Raw genomic sequence first — 17887 nt, 5'->3', positions numbered from 1 at the left:
AGCTTAATTTTACATCAAAAAGGATTAGGATTCCTTATATTTTGGCCATTTTTTGAAAGTTGTGGATAACGAAATACGGTAGATTTATCTAAGGGGATAATTCTGCGGAAACTCAAGAAGCATAAACTCCTTGATTTTACGGCGTTTTCTGGTATAATAGAGGATAATGAATAGAGCGAAAACTCTCGCTATTTGTCTTATTTTTAGTCCTAAACATACAGATCATAAAAACTTAAGGTTCTATTAAGAAACTTTCTGATTTTTTTAGAGACTGCTCATATTTTGGACATATCTGTTCCCTATAATAACAGACAGATAGTTGATAGACAGTCAACTATCTCCCCCCTCATAAAGTAAGACACCACGGCAGAAACCTTTGGTGTTGCACTTTACTCTCATTCCTTTAGATAACTATAACAACACGGAACCCGTTAGCCCTTGTGGTTAGCGGGTTTTCGCCGTTCATGGGACTGTCCTGTATGCCCCGTGGACAGTTTTGGGACAGTTCCGTTCCAAAGGAATTTCGCACTTTTCATCTTATCTCTATATTCTTTCTTATCTCAGATTATCTCCTGATATAAATTTTCCAGCTTATCCATTTCTGTCTTTGCTTTATCATTCGTAACGTGTGTATACAAATCCAGTGTAATCGCTATGGAATAGTGTCCGAGAAAGCCCTGCACGACTTTCGCCTCAATCCCTGCTTCAAAACACCTTGTCGCAAATGTGTGCCGGAGTGCGTGAGGATAAAAATGCTGTATGGGAATAAACTCTGTCTTATCCTTTTCTGCTCTCTTTTTGCGCTCCTTATTGATTGCCTTTTCTATCCCGTCCAACGTCACCTGAAAGGAATGTTCCGTAATCGGCTTCCCATTCTTCCCCACAAACACCAGATTTTCAAATCCGTTCAACGGTTCCCACTTATCAGAAAGCATCTGCATTTCCTTTTTCTGGATACGCTGACGTTTCAACGCCTTGTAGACGCTTTCCTGCATGGGGATTATCCGTATACTGTTCTTTGTCTTTGGTGTCTGATATTTGAACACATATTTCTTCGTCTCCAAATCCTTGATATACACAAGTGTTTTATTGACATGGATTTCTCTCTTCTGAAAATCTACGTCGTCCCATGTAAGCCCAGAAGCTCACCGCCCCGCATACCCGTGCCGAGTGCCGTCACAATCAAATGTTCATGCAGTCTGCCTTTCGCCTGCTCCAGAACTTCCCTCTGTTCTTCCACAGTCAGTACACGGATAGGCTTTGTCTTTGTTTTTGGAATATCCACCCCCGCACACGGATTAAATGTGATAAGACGGTTATGTACCGCATATTTAAACATGGCATTGAGAATGTTGTATACATCCCGGATAGTCTTTGTACTGTAATCCTTGTCTGCCATATCCTGCAACAAGCGTTCTAATATCATCGGATTAAAGTCTGCCACCCGGTATCTTCCTATCTGCTTTTCCATGTACCGACGGTAAAAATCATCATACCGCACTTGTGTACTTTCTTTTATCGACTTCCGCTTATGCGTATTCAGCCAGACATCAAATCATGCGTTCAAGGTCACATTGTCGCCTTTGCCTTTCAACCCGTGCTTGACCTCATACCTCAGTTCTTCCATTTGCTGAATAAGTTCCTTCAAATCCGCATTGTCTCTTGTGTATATCTCGCCTTTGTACTGAAAACGTCCCCGGTAATTTCCATTTTTTCTCTGCACAATCCCGTCCGGCAACGTATTTCCTTTTAAGTCCTTGCCCAATCTGCACGCTCCTTTCCGTGCAAGGACTATCAGAACTGGTCTGACAGTATTATAATCGCACTTCTGCTTATACCACAATCACTTCGTACTTGTTCTTGATGTTCCTCCCCTCGTTTTCTTTTAAAAATCTGTCCAGAACCTCTGTCCGTATCAATATCTTATTCCCTATACGGACAACGGGAAGTTTCTGCCATGCAATCAGTCTTCGCAGACTGTTCCTGCCAATCCCGGTATAATCAGACGCTTCATTGACTGTCAGCGCCACTTTATATTGTGTTATCTGTACTGTCTCCTTTTTTCCCGTCCCCCTTCACGCTCCTTTCTCTTTCTGCAAGTCTGTGTGTTTTGATGTAATCCTCGTATAACCTTTGCTGTGTCTCGTTCATCTCTGCGCCCTCTATGAGCATTTGCATATAATCCTTATTCTCCACCTTTCCAAGCTCCGCAAACAGCTTCAGTGAAGGAGAAACCGCAGTTGTCAGCCAGTTCCAGATTTTATCCAGCGTTTTCTTTTCCGGGTTCATGGTCAGCTTTATCTTCTCCACATCTGCCAGAAAATCCACCCACGGCTGATAAGTGGGGTAAAGCCGTTTTCTCGTTGCCCTGCCGTCCGCAGGCTTTTGCAGAAACCGCACTTTGTCCTTTAAAACCCCCATTGCCACCCGTGCCACATCCCGGTACTCGATAAGTTCCTGCACCGCCCTCACTGCTTTTTTCTGCCGGAAACGCAGTTCGTATCTGTTCCAGTTCACATCCAGCTCTTTGCCGAACTTCTCATGCTGTTCATATCCCTTTTCATAGAACACAACCCGAAAATCACTGCTCTCACTTCCGATATACAGACTCTTTCCTTTTGCTTCTATCTCATCCTCTTTCAGGCGGTCTGACCGGTGTTCCTTGAAGTCCCTCATCTGACTGGATATAAGCCCCTCATTTTTCAGACGGATAAGCTCCGGGATATACAGATAAGGCTTTCTGTCGTCAATCGCCAAATCTATCCGCGGGAAGTTTACATGGTATCTGCACGCTCTCTCGAGAAAGTCAAACCAGGTCTCTTTATTGATCTTGAGAAAGTTCTCATAATTCCTGCATCCCGAACCGCTCATGAGTATCTGGAAGCCCTCATACTGGATGTTCCCCGTAGGCTTGAGGATTTTGATATTGTCAAAGCCCGCCACAAGTTCATGCCCTGCAATCGCCTTTCCTTTGCAGTGAAGCTCCATAAGATTTAAAGGAATACGCAGGATGTCCTCTATAATCGTAAACACGTCCAGACCTTTGACTGTAATCTGGCACCAGTCAATCAATGCCGACAGTTCTTCTTTTTGTCGTGTTACCCCCCTGTTAGTATAGGGGGGTTGTGCATTTTTTGTTGTCTCCGTTCATCATCCCTGCCTTTCTTCGCTTTACGTGGCTTACGCCACGTCCCCGGACTCTTCCCTGCTTCCTTGCTCCTTTCACGCTGTACGGAGCAGTCCGCAGGGAAGCTCCGGGAACCTGCCTTTACACGTTGCCTTTGCCGGAGACAGAACGGATACCCTTGCAGGTCACACGCTCCACCAGAACCGGGAAATTGCCCCTCTGCACATACGGGTCATAGACAGCGTTTTCCAGTTCTACCACCGCATACGGCTCAATCTTTGGAAGCTCCGTGGCTTCAAGCCGGATGTCCACGCTGTTCCCTAACTTTGCGCTTCCGAGGTGGAGTTTTAAGGCTTCCACTTCATCCGTTCTCTTCCGGCTCTCTTTGTCATACTTATAGCAGTTGTCCGCTCCCATGTACCGCAGTTCTCCAAATACATCTTTTATCTGTTCCTTTGTCAGATTGATAATCATACAATATCCTTTCTCCCCGTTTCACCGATAGGTCAGTGTCCTCTATTTTTGTTTTCATTCATAAATATCGGGCACCCTAAAAGTTTAGATATTTCTAAACTAATTGTATCTTAACACCCTTTTTCTTCGTTTGCAACAAAAAGTTTAGTTTTTTATAAACTTTTTTCTTTCTTTTTACCTCTGCCCGTGATATAGTAGTCCTAGAAACAGTGGATTGACCTTAAAAGGAAAGCTGAGGATAACGGATATGAATACGATTGCGGAACGGATTAAATTCGCTATGGAAGTTCGGAAAATGAGACAAGTGGAATTAGTACAGAAAACCGGGATAAGCAAAGGAGCGTTCAGTTCCTACCTTTCCGGGAACTATAACCCAAAGCAGGACAAACTGGAACTGATCGCTGACGCTCTGGACGTAAACATAGACTGGCTCTTAGGAAAAAACGTGCCTATGCAAATCCCCACAAAAGGCGTTGTCACCGGGCAGGTTTCCCCTCTCCCCTATATCTTTTACAAAGAAGCGGAATATCTGGTGAATGATGTGGACGAGACTTACACCGCCTATATGCCACAGTACAGCGCACTCATTCCGAGGTTTCATGTGATTGTAAACACAAGCTGTAATGAAATGCACATGCTCCCCCTTTTCTACCGGGGTGACTCCGCAGAGTATTATGATTGTCCGGCTGACCTTACCATGCCGGAAAGACATCAGATTTACACAAAAGACTTTGACAGTATCGGAATGTATCTGGAAACTTCCCGTATCATCTACTACGGGATTGACAAAGAAAACTGCAAGCCGGAAATCACCGTACTTGCCTATTCGCCGGAAAAAGGCTGTTATGAGCGCAGACCAGAAGCACTCGGTCTGACAAGAAACGCATTTCAGAAAGAAATAGAAAAGGAAGCTCTCTTCCTGGGAAAAAATCATCAGTAACGCACAAGAGGACTTGCAAGGCTGTGACCTTTCAAGTCCTCGTCTGTATCATGGTTATATTGGCTGTGTCCGTTCCGTAAAGGACTGCCCTACGGCGTCTCGGCTTCGCCTTGTTCCTTTACCTCACTGCTATTTTAGTATTCTTATTATTGCTTTATAAAATTGTAATTAGTCATATTAGAGTCTGTCTTCAAGCCAAAGGACTCTCCATGAAAAATAATTTGGTATCCGCCAGTTTTTACTCCACTTTCCCATTCATCATCCGGAATGTCCTCATAAGAATAGTAATGAGTATCTTTGTTTTCCATGATACCGTCTTCAGATATTAGATTTGAATAATTATCCGTAATAATCATTACGTTATCACTAATATATCCTTTTTTACATTCATAGATATAAGGCTCATCTCCACTTGAATAATCGGTCCAAATATATGAGCCATCCCCAGAAATTATTATCTCATCATCTCCATAACGCCACGTACCTATAAGTTCTTTGTTAAAATTCACTTCATTCTCAATAGCTGAATTATCTCCCGTAAAATTTATTTCACTTGTTTGATTAAGACATCTCATAAGCAATATAATATTCAGACCTAATGAGACAATTAACAATACGCCCAGAACGGCAATAATAACACCATATATTCTACTTTTCTTTTTCACAACTCTTTCTCCCTAAATACTTTTCCTTTGTGTATACACTTTTTCTACTATTCCCTTTACATCCTTTTGCAAAATAGTCTGCCCTATTTTTTCTCCCCACTCCATCCTTAACTGGTCAGCATATGTTTGTCTTGTATTTTTAAACTTACATTCCATTATTTTATCATCTGTTTTCAAAAACTCTTCTATCTCTTTTAGTGCTAATTGATATTCTTCTTCCTTTTTCTCCTTTATAATTCGATTTTCATCTGTCGCCTTGGAAATACGCTCTTGCAGTTTTTGATCAAGCTCATTTATAAAATCATTATAAAATTTGCTTGCTATCATTAACGGTTCGCTTTCGTCATCATCTTCATCCCATTCCACATTCAAAAACACGGCAACTTTATAACCATTTAAACATACAAATGCTTGAAAATAATCTGGTTCATCCTCATTAATTCCTATAATTCTCTGATTTTGTTGTTCCGCGCACACTTGCATCTTCGACATAAGATTTTGTAAAATATCCTCAAAATAGTCTTTTGGGATATATTGCAAACTAAACATAGCTATATCCAGTTTTCTTTCATATCTCTTTCTAAGTTCTTCTATCAGTTTATCTATGTCTATTCGATAATTCGAGATATCAGGATAACCATAATAATAAAATATCGTATTTATCCTGTTTAACTTACATATTTTAAACAATTCTTCAATATCATCTGTCAGTAAAATAACATCCTTATTATCTAAAGAACTCGTGGCTGCAAAAGGAGTTATCCCTTCCCTTTCACATCTGTCATAAAAATCATCAATATTAATAATTCCACTATTATCCATATTTTCTCCCTCAAAGATTTCAACTTTTCTTTCATCTTACCATATTTTCTATTAACCGACATTATCATTTTAATAATTTTATTGCATCCCAAAATCCCAATCTATACAACACTCGCCCATACTCCGCACACCTTTCGTTTGTCGCCGACAATGCTCTGTCAATAATCAGCCATTCCTCTTTGCCAAGTCCAAGTTTATCTATTTCCTCAATCTTTCTCCTTGTCTCTTTGCTTATCTTCTGATAGCACTCATCTTTCTGTAACACATCTTCTAACACACTCTCTACTCGTTCTTTATACATTCCCTCCAGTAATGTTGCGTTGACACTAAATTCATCTTTTCCATTCTCAAAATCGGGAATAGGTATTTCCTTTTGTATGCTGATATTCTTTACCATATCTTTCATCAACAGTATACCCGCTTGCAGACCTATCTCTGCATAGACGCTTGCTGTCTCACTGGATAATTCATTCGATAAATCGAGTAATTCAGAGGTCGGACTATTATCATATTTTTTTACCGCTTTCTCAAATTTTATATACAAATCGTCCAAACGTTCTTCATAGCTCCGATTATCTTTATCTGGTCCGACCCCAAATAGCAAGTAATCAGCTACGCCTCTGATTGTTGCTCTTTCAAATATTTTCTCAAAATTCATTATCTCTCTCCTTTTCGTTATAGCGAAATATTTCTTTATTACGAAACATTATAATCACAATACTACATACAATCAAGATATATTTCTTTATTACGAATTATCGGGGGAGTTGTATCAGTATGCAGAAAATCAGACCAGACATGGATATCGGTCACAATATCCAACGTCTAAGACGCAAAGTGAATATGACACAAGACCAAGTTGTTGCACATTTACAGCTTATGGGAATTGAAATTTCCAAAAGCACTTATGCAAAACTTGAAACAAATAGAATGAATATCAAAGTCAGCGAACTTGTCGCACTCAGCAAAATCTTTAATGCTGATATTTCTGAGTTCTTTGACGGTCTGGTATAATTTTCCGCAGTTAAGTCAGAACCAATACATAAATTTTATGTCTGCAAAAACAATAAACCGTAACATCTTTGAAAATGTTTATATCTTGCGTAAAACATGGATTACTATTTTTTAATCTCTTCCCCTCCGAAAAATAGAGGATAATATTTAAAAAAATCTATAAGTTTTATCAATTTATTTTTACTTTCATTATCCAAACTAACGAATGGAGGAAGTTCCCTAAACGAAAACAGTTCTTCATTTATATTGTTATTGAATTGTTGAAAAATAATTGCTAAAAATAATCTTTCAGTTCTACTTATATCTTTTACTTTTTCTTTTATAGCTTCAAAATTTCTAATAGATAATGCTCCATTTGTATCAAAATTCCATATGTCATCAAACCGTAAAATTTGAGATGAAAATACAGAGTTCCAAACACAACGCACCAATCTTTCTTTTGTATACGCTGCATACTTTGAGCATATTTTGTCACTTATTATATCTAAAAGTTCATTTAGAAACCGTACATAGCTCTGTAAAACCGCCCTATTGGAGCAAGGTAATTTCTCGTTATAAATATATAGGGAAAGTAAATCTCTTTTGAAGCTATCATGCATAATAATGTTTCTTTGGTTAGAAATTTTGTCCACCAATAACAAATCTAAAGAAATTTTAATATCTAGCGTTTTTTCAAAAAAGTGTAAATATTCCGAGAGTGCCTTACTTGAATATTTTCGAATATATTCTTCTACATAACTCAATAAGATATCATGAGTCATAGAAGTTGAAAGTAATTCCTCTTTTCCAATATTAATGTTTTTATCTATTTTTTCAGGAAAGGCGTTGAAATAGTAACGCAATATTTCTGTAATAGTACTTTCAAAAATGGAATATGAATAAACAAATATAGGCTCTATATATTTTTCATCTGTTCTCATAAGTATTTCTGCATAACTATTTATTTCTATTTTTCGTTTCGAAATCAAGGCTGTAACATCATCACTAACAAAAAAGCGTATCATTAAAATATTTTCCTCCCGAGTAATTTTTATAAAAACTTTATTTATGCTTTATTGGCATTGTATCATTGTAGAAAACCAAAGTCACTATTTAACAAACAACTTCAATAAGACTCTTTGCCATAGCAACTCTGTCCTATGGACAGTTTTGGGACAGTCCGGGACAGCAAACTGCAACACAATACGAGAAGACCACATTAAAAGAAGCCCGTATTTCCGGGCTTCACAGCACTTCATAACACCATATAAACCAATCCGATAGTCCCTCATTCCTTTAGATAACTATAACAACGACGAAAGCCCGCAGGCCGGAAGGCCAGCGGGTTTTCGCTGTCTAAAGGGCTTTCGAAATACAGCCAGATACCATTGTCGATCCCCTGTATATGGCTTATGATATATAGAAATGAAATTTTTCCGGGGGAGGATCTGTCTATTATGGAAAACAAAAAGCAAACCTTTGCGTCTGACACTTCAGGAAGGAGCGTATCCGGCTGGGCAAAGGCTCTGGCCATCCTGCTGGCAGGCCCCTTAGTACAGTTCTGGTTTCCCCGCACAAAAAAGCCTGTGCAGGCTATCTTAAAGGAAGATATTTAAACAGAGAGACGGCCTTGGCAGGCATTCTCATTTAAATAAGATAGCGATCCGGGCCGAGCTGGAGCGCCAGGGAGCGCTGATATAAAAGCAAGCTCCCATTTCGGTTAAGTTTCACCTTGTTGATGCCCCTGCCCCCCTGTGATATGATTTTTTATTATGACTGCCACAGCATCCGCGCAGGCAAAAAAGAGGGGGAATACATTTCCATGCACACGCACGCCTTGAACGACCAGCAGATACTGGCAAAGCTCGCCAAGAGTCCCCAGCAGGGACTGGCTCTCCTGATGGAGCAGTACACGGGGCTCATCTGGCATATAGCGTCCAGGTATCTCCACGATCCCGAGGATATAAAAGAATGCGTCAACAAGCCTTTACCCGCTTTTATTTCCAGCGGGACAAATACGACCCAGGCAGGGCATCCCTGCCCCTCTACCTGTCTGTCATCACAAGAAATCTGGCCATCTCCCGCTACCGGAAGGAGCAGCAGCAGACAGCTCTGTCCACGGCAGCCGCATTGTCGTGCCCGGAGGACCAGCAGATCTCCCTGTCAGAGCTCCGCGCAGATGTGGAGAAAGCCATGGAGACGCTGCAGCCGGAGGAGGCAGCTCTCATCCACATGAAATACTACGGCGGCATGACAACAAAAGAGATCGCCGCCTCCTTAGGACTTCCCTACGAGACCGTAAAAAAGCGCCACCACCAGGGATTACTACGACTGGGATTTCGGCCCTGTCCCACCGGGGAACTACACGCTCCACATCCCCTATCTGTACCTGAGTTCTGTCCTTCCGGAGGATTTCTCCATCCCCATTGATCTGGAGACATGCACATGGGAGGACAAAAACTGGACTGTAGGGAGCGGCAGCATCACTGTGGACAGCGTGACCCCCATCCCTCTTGTACCGGGCCAGCGTATCCCCGGCACCTATGCGTCTGCCTCTGACTGCCCGGGAGAACGGGCCTGGAAAATCTGCCTGAAGCCTCAGACAGATACCTCCAGGCCGGAGATCTTTGATCTCTTTCTCAGCCAGAAGGCAGATTTCCTCCCGGACAGCAGCCATATCTGCAACGCAGGCAACAGTATTGGAAAGTCATTCCTCGATGATGATCCACAGGTCATAGAGTTTCTTGTGCGCCTGGACACCTTCACCAGCGACCCGGCCTCCTTCCGTCTCACCTCTGACGACATTTTCCATTCAGGGCGGGACGGTGTCAACTACCGCTGGAATGTAGAGTCCTCCATCCCCCTGACGGTGGAGTGACCGCTCCGAACGGGAACAAGACCATACGTGTGAAATGTTAGCATTTACCATGTTGATGGCCCTCCTTTCACATGCTATTTTTTAAGCAGGTCTGTCCGCCCTTCCGGTGGAAGACAGAGAAATAAGTATGTGAGGAGGGTTTTCTATATGAGAAAACGGATAACAGGACTGCTCCTGGGCATCTGCCTGGTCGTCTCCATGCTGCCTGCGACGTCGTTCGCCGCAGCTTTCATGGCCGACAGCTATGAAGAGTGGTGCGATTTCATTGAAAGGTATCCGGGAGACCAGTTCGGGTATGGCTTTGAGCTCTCCGCATCTCAGGGATTCACCTGGCCCGAGGAGGAAGTCACCATCACCATTGAAAAAAATCTGTATGTACACGGTACCTGGGTCATCCCGGAAAACGTCACTGTCCTGAACCACGCCCAGGTCGATGGCAACCTTTCCATAGAAGGTGTATGGAAAAATGAGGTCAAACAGATCACTGAGACCAACCACGTGACCGGCTCTGTGAGGGGCGATGTGACCGTGAAAGACGGCGGACAGTTCATCGCACAGAACAATGGGACAAATTTTTCCAATATGACCGTTGAGAACGGCGGAACGCTGACCATCGACACATACAGTCTCCGCATAGACCCTGGCAACACTCTGACCCTTGCCTCCGGCGCCATTGTGAATGGAAACGGCGGCATCCAGCTTGGGGGAACGCTGTGCGGCGAGGGCGTCACGCTGCCCCAGTCCGGGGCTCTCTCCCCAGCATTCTCTCACAGAGAAGCCGGTCTACTTGAATCTTACTCTTCAGCTTGTATCTTCTCTGGATGCAGGCCATTTTCTCCTGCAGCCACTTCACCTCCGGCCGGTCCGCCCCGGACGTCTGAAGGCTCTGCCTGGCTATGTCAAATATCCTTTTTTCTATGTGCTTTTTCTCTTCTTCTGTCTTCATACAATTTGTCCCCTTCTGTCCTTCTATAGTGTTTATTCGCACCAGAAGGGCAAAAGGGGACAAAGAATTTTATATTTCTGTATAAAACAACTGTTTGGGACTTTTCGGCTTATCCGGCATACTCATCCTGATCTTCCCCTGCTCTACAAGAGGCATGACATACCTCTGGATCGCATAGGTAGTTGAACTCAGTCCCAGGAAGGCACCGATTTCTTTTTTCGTGCGGGGCGTGCGGCAGTAAAGGAGAAGGCTGCTCTGAAGATCTTCTTCATCGCTCTTCCTTCTGTTATCCCGCTTCCCATCATTTTCATCCCTCTTCCGAAAGCAGACTGCAAAGCTGCCTCTCGCATCTGTAAATTCCGGTTGTGGTAATCCACAGCGCTCCATTTCCCTGCGGATCGTGGGAATACCAGAGTACCGATTCTCCGTAATATCCAACACTTCAAGCGCCATAGCCAAAACTGGGTTTCTTGTGTCCGGCTGCACTTTCCCGAGCTGATCCACCTGGATCCTGCCGTAGATCCCACCTGGATTTCTAATCTCCATCCGGTCTTCAAAAAGCAAAAGTTGTATCGGCATGGCCTCCGTATGCATACTGTAATCCCGATGCACCAACGCATTTAACACAGCTTCCCTGACAGCAGTCAATGGATAATCTGTCCGATCCGCCCGCTTTCCTGTGTAGGGGTCTATAATTGTTCTGTGATGCATATTCCGTCTCACGAACTGCAATGCTTCCTCCAGCATCTGGGGGATATTCCCTTCGATTCTCTGATTGTCTGTAAATCTCTCCCCCTGCTCTCCGGTATCTCCCATCTCTGTCCCGGGAACTACAGAGGCTATAATACCAAACCCGGGAAAAAAGGCCTGCGGATAGGGACTGAACAGCATAACTGTACTCAGAGTCAGACTGCCATTCCTTGTCACGCTCATCAATTCGCTCACAGTCTCATCGGACAGACTGGCAAGGTTTGGTTTTCCCTCTTTGAGCTTTCCTATATAATCATACAGCTTTTTCTCATCAACAGTCTGCATTGTAGCTCTCTCCACGACACGAATATCATCCTGATACTTTTTCCGAAATGCCTCATAACTGTATATCTCATATTCTGTCATATGCTCATCGCTGTCTCCTGACCGGATGTAGGAGCCCTTGATCCGCCCGACCCCCTTGTAATAGCAGGGTCTCTCTGTAAGGTCCACAGCTGGAATCTCTGCCGCCACAAAGCTCTTCCCATCTTTTTCCGTCACTGTAAAAAGTGGCCGCACCACTGGCTCCATTTGCAGACATTGGTTATTCACCTGCTTTTGCAGATCCTGAGGATCATAAACTCCCACTTCCCGGAAATTCTGGTTTTCATCTACTCCAAATACAATCACTCCGCCATCGTCCTGATTTGAAAAACTGGAAAGCGTATCAAATAATTTCTTCGGACAGCCGTCCGCTGCCGACTTTACTTCCAATGTCTGTGTTTCTGTCTTTTGTTGTTGTATACGATTTAAAATTATTTCAAATTCTTCTATTGTCATTTTAGATTTCACCTCTTATTTTAGATTTTACATCAAAATCTAAAATTATTCAACAAATTTAAAATGTGCGTTTTAAATTCCACTCAAAATTTAAAACGCACATTGCAAATTTATAATTTAAACTGTAAATCTAAAATCAGAATATCAAATTTAAATCCTAATTTTACATTCTTCATCTCACAGCACTGCCTGATCTATTCCGCTGCCGGATACTCATTACACAGCAGCCTGTAGGGCTCCTCATCCTCCTCGATCTCGGGGAACCTTCCTACATTTTCATAGAACCGATTGTCCGTGTTGTCGTCATTGCACATGGACACTTCCCCCAGGAGGACCGGACCGCTTCCCTCCTCCACGTCAAAGTCGTGATACAGGTAGGGCGTGATGGTGATGGACTCTCCCGGGCAGATCCTGATCTGGGTTCCTGCCGGTACGGTATAGGTATGTCCGTCGCAGTGAACGGTCACCGGCGTGTCCGCAAACTCTTCTTTTTCATTGGAATTGTACACCCGGATCAGCACATTGCCGCCGCCCCGGTTGATGATATCCTCCATCTTGTTCCAGTGAAAATGCATGGGGGAGTGCTGTCCTTCTTTTATATAAAGGAGCTTCTCCGCATAGGGCTTCGGATACTTCTCATCGTGCACGTTACCGTTGCGGATGGTGATGAGGGAAAATCCCACTTTGTCGAAGTCCCCAAGGCCGTAATCTGTGATATCCCAGCCCAGCCCGTTGTCCCGGATCTCATCGTGCTCGTGCCCTTTTGTCTTCCACTCTTCCGGTGTGAAATGACAGAAGGGCGGAAGGCTGATCCGGTACTCACGGATCATGGCCTCCATCTCTTTTAATGCCTGGTTAATTTCTGAACGCTTCATTTTTCTCCTCCCTCCGCACTATATGTTCGTCCATCCATTCGTACAGGTCCTCATACACCTGCTGCCGGTCCTGCTCGTTGAGTACTTCATGGCGGTCATTTTCATACAGCCGTATACTCACATCCCTGACGCCGGCCTCCTTGTACATCTGAAACAGCTTTTCAACAGTCTTGCCGAAATTGCCCACCGGATCCTTCTGTCCTGACACAAAAAGCACCGACAGGGTCCTGGGAATACGCAGTGCCCCTCTCTTTCCCGATATCTTCTTCATGCCCTCGAACATCTGGTAGTAGCCGTTGACAGTAAAGGTAAAGCTGCAGAGAGGATCTGCCTCATATTTCTCCCGCATCCGGGTGTCTGACGTGACCCACTCCCGCCTGCTCTCGCAGGGTTCAAAGCTGCGGTTATAGCCTCCCAGGCCCAGCCTGTCGATCAATCTGCTTCTGTAGCTCCAGCCCTTCACTGCTGCCAGCAAACGACAGAGGAGCTGGCCTGCGCAGAGGACCGGCACCCCCTTGTCCCCCGTTCCCATGATAACAGCCCCGGCAAGGCCTCTTCCATGCCTCAGCAGATACTGGCGCAGAAGAAAGGAGCCCATACTGTGTCCCAGCATAAAATAAGGGACGCCGGGATATCTGTCCCCGGCGCGTTCCCTGAGTGTATGGATATCGCGGATGACACAGGCATTGCCATCCGGCACATGAAAAAATCCATACTTTTCTTCTGATGTAACAGACTTCCCATGCCCCAGATGATCATTCCCTGTGACATACCACCCTTTTTCTGCAAGCCAGGAAGCAAACCCGTCATAGCGGTCTATGTATTCCACCATGCCGTGGCTGATCTGAAGCACAGCCTTCACTCCGCCCTCCGGGATCCATTCCACACCGTGGATCTTCGTCTCTCCATCTGCGGACGGGTAAAAGAATTCTCTCTTCATATCCTTCCTCCTAGCGATCCTCCATCCTGACATAGTCTCTGTGCTCCGCAAGCGCTTTGTACGCAGGGCGGATGATCTTGTCTACATTTTTCAGCTCCTCCAGCCGATGGGCGCTCCATCCAACGATACGTGCCGCGGCGAAGATAGGCGTGTAGAGAGACTGCGGCAGCCCCAGCATGCTGTAAACGAGCCCGCTGTAGAAGTCCACATTGGCGTTGACACCCTTGTAGATCTTCCTCTTCTCTCCAATGATCTCCGGTGCCAGGTGCTCCACCGTCTCATAAAGCGCATACTCTTTCTCGTATCCCTTCTCGGAGGCAAGCTGCTTCACGAAGGACTTAAATATATCCGCCCTGGGATCTGACACAGAGTAAACCGCATGTCCCATACCATAGATCAGGCCCTTTTTATCAAAGGCCTTCTTGTCCAGAAGATCTGACAGGTATCGGCGCACTTCATCCTTGTCCTCCCAGTCCTTTACATGGCCTTTCATATCCTCAAACATCTGCGTCACCTTGATATTGGCGCCGCCATGCTTCGGCCCCTTCAGGGAGGCCATAGCCGCCGCGATCGTGGAGTATGTATCCGTCCCTGAAGATGTGACAACATGCGTGGTAAAGGTGGAGTTGTTTCCGCCGCCGTGGTCCATGTGGAGTACCAGAGCCATATCCAGGATCTTTGCCTCCAGCTTCGTGTACTGCCTGTCCTCACGGAGCATCATCAGGATATTTTCTGCTGTGGAAAGCTCCGGCTTGGGCGCATAGATAAACAGGTCCTCACCCATGCGGTAATTATAGGCGTGATAGCCATACACCATCATCATGGGGAACTGGCTGATCAGGTTCAGGCACTGACGGAGTACATTGGGAATGGAAGTATCATCTGCCTTTGCATCATAGGAATACATATTCAAAATAGAGCGGGACAGACTGTTCATCATGTCGCGGCTTGGAGCTTTCATGATGACATCTCTCACGAAATTGGGCGGAAGGGTCCTTCTCTCCACCAGTGTCTCGTGGAAGTCTTTCAGCTCCTTTTCCCCTGGCAGCTCGCCAAACAGCAGGAGATATGTGATCTCCTCAAACCCATAGTGATGCGCATCCAGGAACCCCTTTACAAGGTCTTTGATATTGTAGCCGCGGTAGTAGAGCTCTCCCTCGCAGGGTACCTCCTGCCCGTCCACCACCTTTTTGGCAATGATGTCGGAGATGTTGGTAAGCCCTGCGAGCACACCCTTTCCATTCAGGTCTCTCAGCCCTCTTTTTACCTCATACTTCGTATAGAGTTCTTTGTCAATAGCGGTATTCTTTTCACAAAGCTCCGCCAGATGCTCGATTTCCGGTGTGATCTCAAATAGTGCTCTCGCTGCTGGGTAACGTTTCTCCATCTTATATTCTCCTTTCTCTACTCAGTTCATGATCGTTAGGCTGCCCATTTATCCTGCGATAAATGATATTACTAAGCAGGGCAAATTCTTCCAGTGTCAGGGCTTCCCCACGGATGCCGGGACCTCGGCCCAGCTCCTCCACGCTCTCTTCGATGATCTCCCTTGGAAGGTCCAGCTCTGCTGAGTTTTTCAATCCATTTGCCAGCGTCTTTCTGCGCTGATTAAAGGATGCCCGTATAATGCGGAACATCAGTCTCTCGTCCTCCACACAGACCGGCGGCTCCTCATGTACAGTCAGCTGTATGACCGCTGATCCCACTTTAGGTCTGGGCATAAAGCAGTTGGGTGGGACGTTGGCCACGATATAGGGCCTGGCGTAATACTGCACGGCCAGGGAAAGTGCGCCGTAATCCTTGGTCCCAGGTCCCACCTGCATCCGGTCCGCCACCTCTTTCTGCACCATCACGGTGATGCTCTCTATGGGGACGCGGCTCTCAAAAAGTCCCATGATGATCGGTGTCGTGATATAATAGGGCAGGTTTGCCACTACCTTCACCGGCTTTCCGCCGTTCTCTTCGTCCACCAGCTTCTGGATATCCATCTTCAGTATATCCTGATTAACAATATTTACATTGTCGTAATCCTTCAGGGTATCTGCAAGAATCGGGATCAGCGCCTTGTCGATCTCCACCGCTGTCACCCTACCCGCTGCCGCAGCCAGATACTGCGTCATAGTTCCGATGCCGGGGCCAATCTCCAGAACATAATCGTCTTTTGTTATATCGGCCGCCGCAATGATCTTATCTAATACACGGGTATCTATAAGAAAATTCTGTCCGAATTTTTTTTGAAAGGAAAAATTATATTTTTTCAGTATCTCGATCGTATTCTGGGGATTTCCCAGTGTAGGTATGGGCATCGCCCCGCCTCCCTCCATCATTTAGTCTCTCATGCCGTATAATATTTTGGCGTTTTTCTCTGTCTGTGCCATGACTTCTTCACAGGAAATTCCCTTGATCTCTGCAATCTCTTTCACTACATAGGGAAGGTTCAAAGAACTGTTCCTCTTCCCTCTGTTTGGCACAGGCGCAAGATAGGGACAGTCTGTCTCCAGCACAATGGATGAAAGAGGAATATCTTCCACCACTTCCTTAAGCCTGCGTCCGTTTTTAAATGTGACAACACCGCCCACACCTATAAAAAAGCCCATCTTCACATATTCCCGGGCCAGCTCTTTTGAATAGGAAAAGCAGTGGATCACCCCCATAAGTCCCCGGGCATGTGACTGCATGATCTCCAGCGTGTCGGCCGCCGCATCCCGGCTGTGTATGATCACCGGCAGGGACATTTCCCGGGCCAGCTCCAGCTGGCGCACAAACCACTCCTTCTGCACATCTCTGGGGGCCTCATCCCAGTAGTAGTCCAGGCCGATCTCCCCCACGGCGACTACCTTATCCCCGCCGCACAGACTGCGCAGCTCCCGGAGACCGTCCTCATCCATCTCTCCCGCATGGTCCGGATGGACCCCAACAGCGGCATAGATAAAAGGATACCTCTCCGCCAGGGAAACAGATGCCCGGCTGGACGCAAGGGAAGCTCCCACATTGACGATCGTACCCACGCCCCCCTTCTGCATAGATCCCAGAAGCTGGTCTCTGTCCAAATCGAACTGTTCATCATCATAGTGTGCGTGAGTCTCAAAAATCATGGTGCCGCCTTTCTGTTTCATTTCTGATCTAAAATGAGTAGAACAATTATACCATAATTTCTCAGCAAATCATATAATATGAAAATTAATTTTTTGTTAAGGATTTGGGTTACCCTCTTGCCCGGAACTCCTCTTCCATCTTTTGGATCTCTTCTATATTCATGCCGGTCAGGTCCGCAATCATCTCCGGATCCATGCCTTTCTCCAGCATACGAAAGACAATATCCTGTCTCTCCTGCCGTATACCCTGCTGCAAACCCTGCTGCATCCCCTGTTTCATGCCCTGCTCTCTCCCCTCCTGCAGACCTTTCTCCATACCGGTTTCCCAGGCGCTGCTCATAATGGCATCGTGGTCCCTGATGGCCTTCTGTCTGGCCTCGTACTCCAGTCTGGCCCTCTCGTCCGCGCTCATCCTCTCCAGTTCCCTGTATGCCTCCTCAATATATTCACTTGTACCTGCCATATCCTCCAACTCCTTCCGGTTCTTCCCTGCCAGGAAACGCATCCACTGGATGATATCGTCATCCTCCCGCAGCTCCTTCGGCAGCTTCTTCAGCTCCAGGATCTGCATCTCCAGAAGGTCTGTGTACTTTTTCCCCGTC

23 protein-coding genes are annotated in these 17887 nt (G+C 45.4%); 6 read left to right on the top strand and 17 right to left on the bottom strand.

Features of this window, described 5'->3' with window-relative positions:
* Nucleotides 1–560: 560 nt before the first annotated feature.
* The 6 genes from B5E62_RS17355 to B5E62_RS16125 form a co-directional block, all read right to left on the bottom strand.
* Complete coding sequence (locus tag B5E62_RS17355) at nucleotides 561–1079, bottom strand: tyrosine-type recombinase/integrase (protein ID WP_242958004.1); 519 nt, start codon at nucleotides 1077–1079, stop codon at nucleotides 561–563.
* A gap of 38 nt (nucleotides 1080–1117) precedes the next feature.
* Nucleotides 1118–1501 (bottom strand): tyrosine-type recombinase/integrase, encoded by a 384-nt coding sequence (locus B5E62_RS17350; protein WP_242958002.1) that lies wholly within the window; start codon nucleotides 1499–1501, stop codon nucleotides 1118–1120.
* 54 nt (nucleotides 1502–1555) lie between these two features.
* On the bottom strand, nucleotides 1556–1765 hold the full coding sequence (locus tag B5E62_RS17345) for a hypothetical protein (protein ID WP_242958000.1): 210 nt from the start codon (nucleotides 1763–1765) through the stop codon (nucleotides 1556–1558).
* 67 nt (nucleotides 1766–1832) lie between these two features.
* Nucleotides 1833–2045: a helix-turn-helix domain-containing protein gene (locus tag B5E62_RS16135; protein WP_087175536.1), complete on the bottom strand. Its 213-nt coding sequence runs from the start codon at nucleotides 2043–2045 to the stop codon at nucleotides 1833–1835.
* Nucleotides 2032–3072 carry a replication initiation factor domain-containing protein gene (locus B5E62_RS16130; protein ID WP_330398160.1) on the bottom strand — a complete coding sequence of 347 codons (1041 nt, stop codon included), beginning with the start codon at nucleotides 3070–3072 and terminating at the stop codon, nucleotides 2032–2034. The genes B5E62_RS16135 and B5E62_RS16130 overlap by 14 nt, the downstream gene beginning before the upstream one ends.
* 196 nt (nucleotides 3073–3268) lie before the next feature.
* On the bottom strand, nucleotides 3269–3601 hold the full coding sequence (locus B5E62_RS16125; protein WP_087175534.1) for a hypothetical protein: 333 nt from the start codon (nucleotides 3599–3601) through the stop codon (nucleotides 3269–3271).
* A 247-nt stretch (nucleotides 3602–3848) separates the two neighbouring features.
* Between B5E62_RS16125 and B5E62_RS16120 the strand changes: the two genes are divergently transcribed.
* A complete protein-coding gene (locus tag B5E62_RS16120) occupies nucleotides 3849–4541 on the top strand; it encodes a helix-turn-helix domain-containing protein (protein ID WP_087175533.1) in 693 nt (230 codons plus the stop codon).
* Nucleotides 4542–4687: 146 nt separating this feature from the next.
* On the opposite strand, the gene B5E62_RS16115 is transcribed toward B5E62_RS16120, so the two are convergent.
* The 3 genes from B5E62_RS16115 to B5E62_RS16105 form a co-directional block, all read right to left on the bottom strand.
* Complete coding sequence (locus tag B5E62_RS16115; protein WP_087175532.1) at nucleotides 4688–5206, bottom strand: hypothetical protein; 519 nt, start codon at nucleotides 5204–5206, stop codon at nucleotides 4688–4690.
* Nucleotides 5207–5218: 12 nt separating this feature from the next.
* Nucleotides 5219–6028, bottom strand: coding sequence for a hypothetical protein (locus B5E62_RS16110; protein ID WP_087175531.1), 810 nt, complete (start codon nucleotides 6026–6028; stop codon nucleotides 5219–5221).
* A gap of 64 nt (nucleotides 6029–6092) precedes the next feature.
* Nucleotides 6093–6686, bottom strand: a complete 594-nt coding sequence (locus tag B5E62_RS16105; RefSeq protein WP_087175530.1) for a hypothetical protein — start codon at nucleotides 6684–6686, stop codon at nucleotides 6093–6095.
* Between the two features lie 119 nt (nucleotides 6687–6805).
* Here B5E62_RS16105 and B5E62_RS16100 point away from each other — a divergent pair, with 119 nt between their 5' ends.
* Complete coding sequence (locus B5E62_RS16100; protein WP_087175529.1) at nucleotides 6806–7042, top strand: helix-turn-helix domain-containing protein; 237 nt, start codon at nucleotides 6806–6808, stop codon at nucleotides 7040–7042.
* Nucleotides 7043–7146: 104 nt separating this feature from the next.
* Here B5E62_RS16100 and B5E62_RS16095 read toward each other — a convergent pair whose 3' ends face one another.
* Nucleotides 7147–8046, bottom strand: a complete 900-nt coding sequence (locus tag B5E62_RS16095; RefSeq protein WP_087175528.1) for a hypothetical protein — start codon at nucleotides 8044–8046, stop codon at nucleotides 7147–7149.
* 432 nt (nucleotides 8047–8478) lie between these two features.
* On the opposite strand from B5E62_RS16095, the gene B5E62_RS17000 reads away from it, so the two are divergent.
* The 4 genes from B5E62_RS17000 to B5E62_RS16075 all read left to right on the top strand — a co-directional run bounded on the left by B5E62_RS17000 (nucleotide 8479) and on the right by B5E62_RS16075 (nucleotide 10874).
* The gene (locus B5E62_RS17000) at nucleotides 8479–8637 is read left to right on the top strand and encodes a hypothetical protein (protein WP_162610339.1); all 159 of its coding nucleotides are present in this window, start codon (nucleotides 8479–8481) and stop codon (nucleotides 8635–8637) included.
* A 355-nt stretch (nucleotides 8638–8992) separates the two neighbouring features.
* Nucleotides 8993–9451 carry an RNA polymerase sigma factor gene (locus tag B5E62_RS16085; RefSeq protein WP_087175526.1) on the top strand — a complete coding sequence of 153 codons (459 nt, stop codon included), beginning with the start codon at nucleotides 8993–8995 and terminating at the stop codon, nucleotides 9449–9451.
* Nucleotides 9452–9509: 58 nt separating this feature from the next.
* A complete protein-coding gene (locus B5E62_RS16080) occupies nucleotides 9510–9899 on the top strand; it encodes a hypothetical protein (protein ID WP_087175525.1) in 390 nt (129 codons plus the stop codon).
* A gap of 147 nt (nucleotides 9900–10046) precedes the next feature.
* The gene (locus B5E62_RS16075; RefSeq protein WP_087175524.1) at nucleotides 10047–10874 is read left to right on the top strand and encodes a hypothetical protein; all 828 of its coding nucleotides are present in this window, start codon (nucleotides 10047–10049) and stop codon (nucleotides 10872–10874) included.
* 40 nt (nucleotides 10875–10914) lie between these two features.
* On the opposite strand, the gene B5E62_RS16070 is transcribed toward B5E62_RS16075, so the two are convergent.
* The 7 genes from B5E62_RS16070 to B5E62_RS16040 form a co-directional block, all read right to left on the bottom strand.
* Nucleotides 10915–12375, bottom strand: a complete 1461-nt coding sequence (locus tag B5E62_RS16070; protein ID WP_087175523.1) for an ATP-binding protein — start codon at nucleotides 12373–12375, stop codon at nucleotides 10915–10917.
* A 194-nt stretch (nucleotides 12376–12569) separates the two neighbouring features.
* Nucleotides 12570–13250 (bottom strand): D-lyxose/D-mannose family sugar isomerase, encoded by a 681-nt coding sequence (locus B5E62_RS16065; protein ID WP_087175522.1) that lies wholly within the window; start codon nucleotides 13248–13250, stop codon nucleotides 12570–12572.
* A complete protein-coding gene (locus tag B5E62_RS16060; protein ID WP_087175521.1) occupies nucleotides 13231–14190 on the bottom strand; it encodes an alpha/beta fold hydrolase in 960 nt (319 codons plus the stop codon). The genes B5E62_RS16065 and B5E62_RS16060 overlap by 20 nt, the downstream gene beginning before the upstream one ends.
* Nucleotides 14191–14200: 10 nt before the next feature.
* Nucleotides 14201–15577, bottom strand: a complete 1377-nt coding sequence (locus B5E62_RS16055; RefSeq protein WP_087175520.1) for a citrate/2-methylcitrate synthase — start codon at nucleotides 15575–15577, stop codon at nucleotides 14201–14203.
* Nucleotide 15578: 1 nt separating this feature from the next.
* Complete coding sequence (gene rsmA / locus B5E62_RS16050; protein WP_087175537.1) at nucleotides 15579–16496, bottom strand: 16S rRNA (adenine(1518)-N(6)/adenine(1519)-N(6))-dimethyltransferase RsmA; 918 nt, start codon at nucleotides 16494–16496, stop codon at nucleotides 15579–15581.
* 21 nt (nucleotides 16497–16517) lie between these two features.
* Nucleotides 16518–17285: a TatD family hydrolase gene (locus tag B5E62_RS16045; protein ID WP_087175519.1), complete on the bottom strand. Its 768-nt coding sequence runs from the start codon at nucleotides 17283–17285 to the stop codon at nucleotides 16518–16520.
* A gap of 109 nt (nucleotides 17286–17394) precedes the next feature.
* Nucleotides 17395–17887 (bottom strand): Rpn family recombination-promoting nuclease/putative transposase (locus B5E62_RS16040; protein ID WP_087175518.1); only part of this gene is annotated, 493 nt, incomplete at its 5' end.

This window comes from Lachnoclostridium sp. An118 (assembly GCF_002160985.1).
Taxonomy (GTDB): domain Bacteria; phylum Bacillota; class Clostridia; order Lachnospirales; family Lachnospiraceae; genus Claveliimonas; species Claveliimonas stercoravium.
This window is presented reverse-complemented; position numbering and strand designations above follow the sequence as displayed.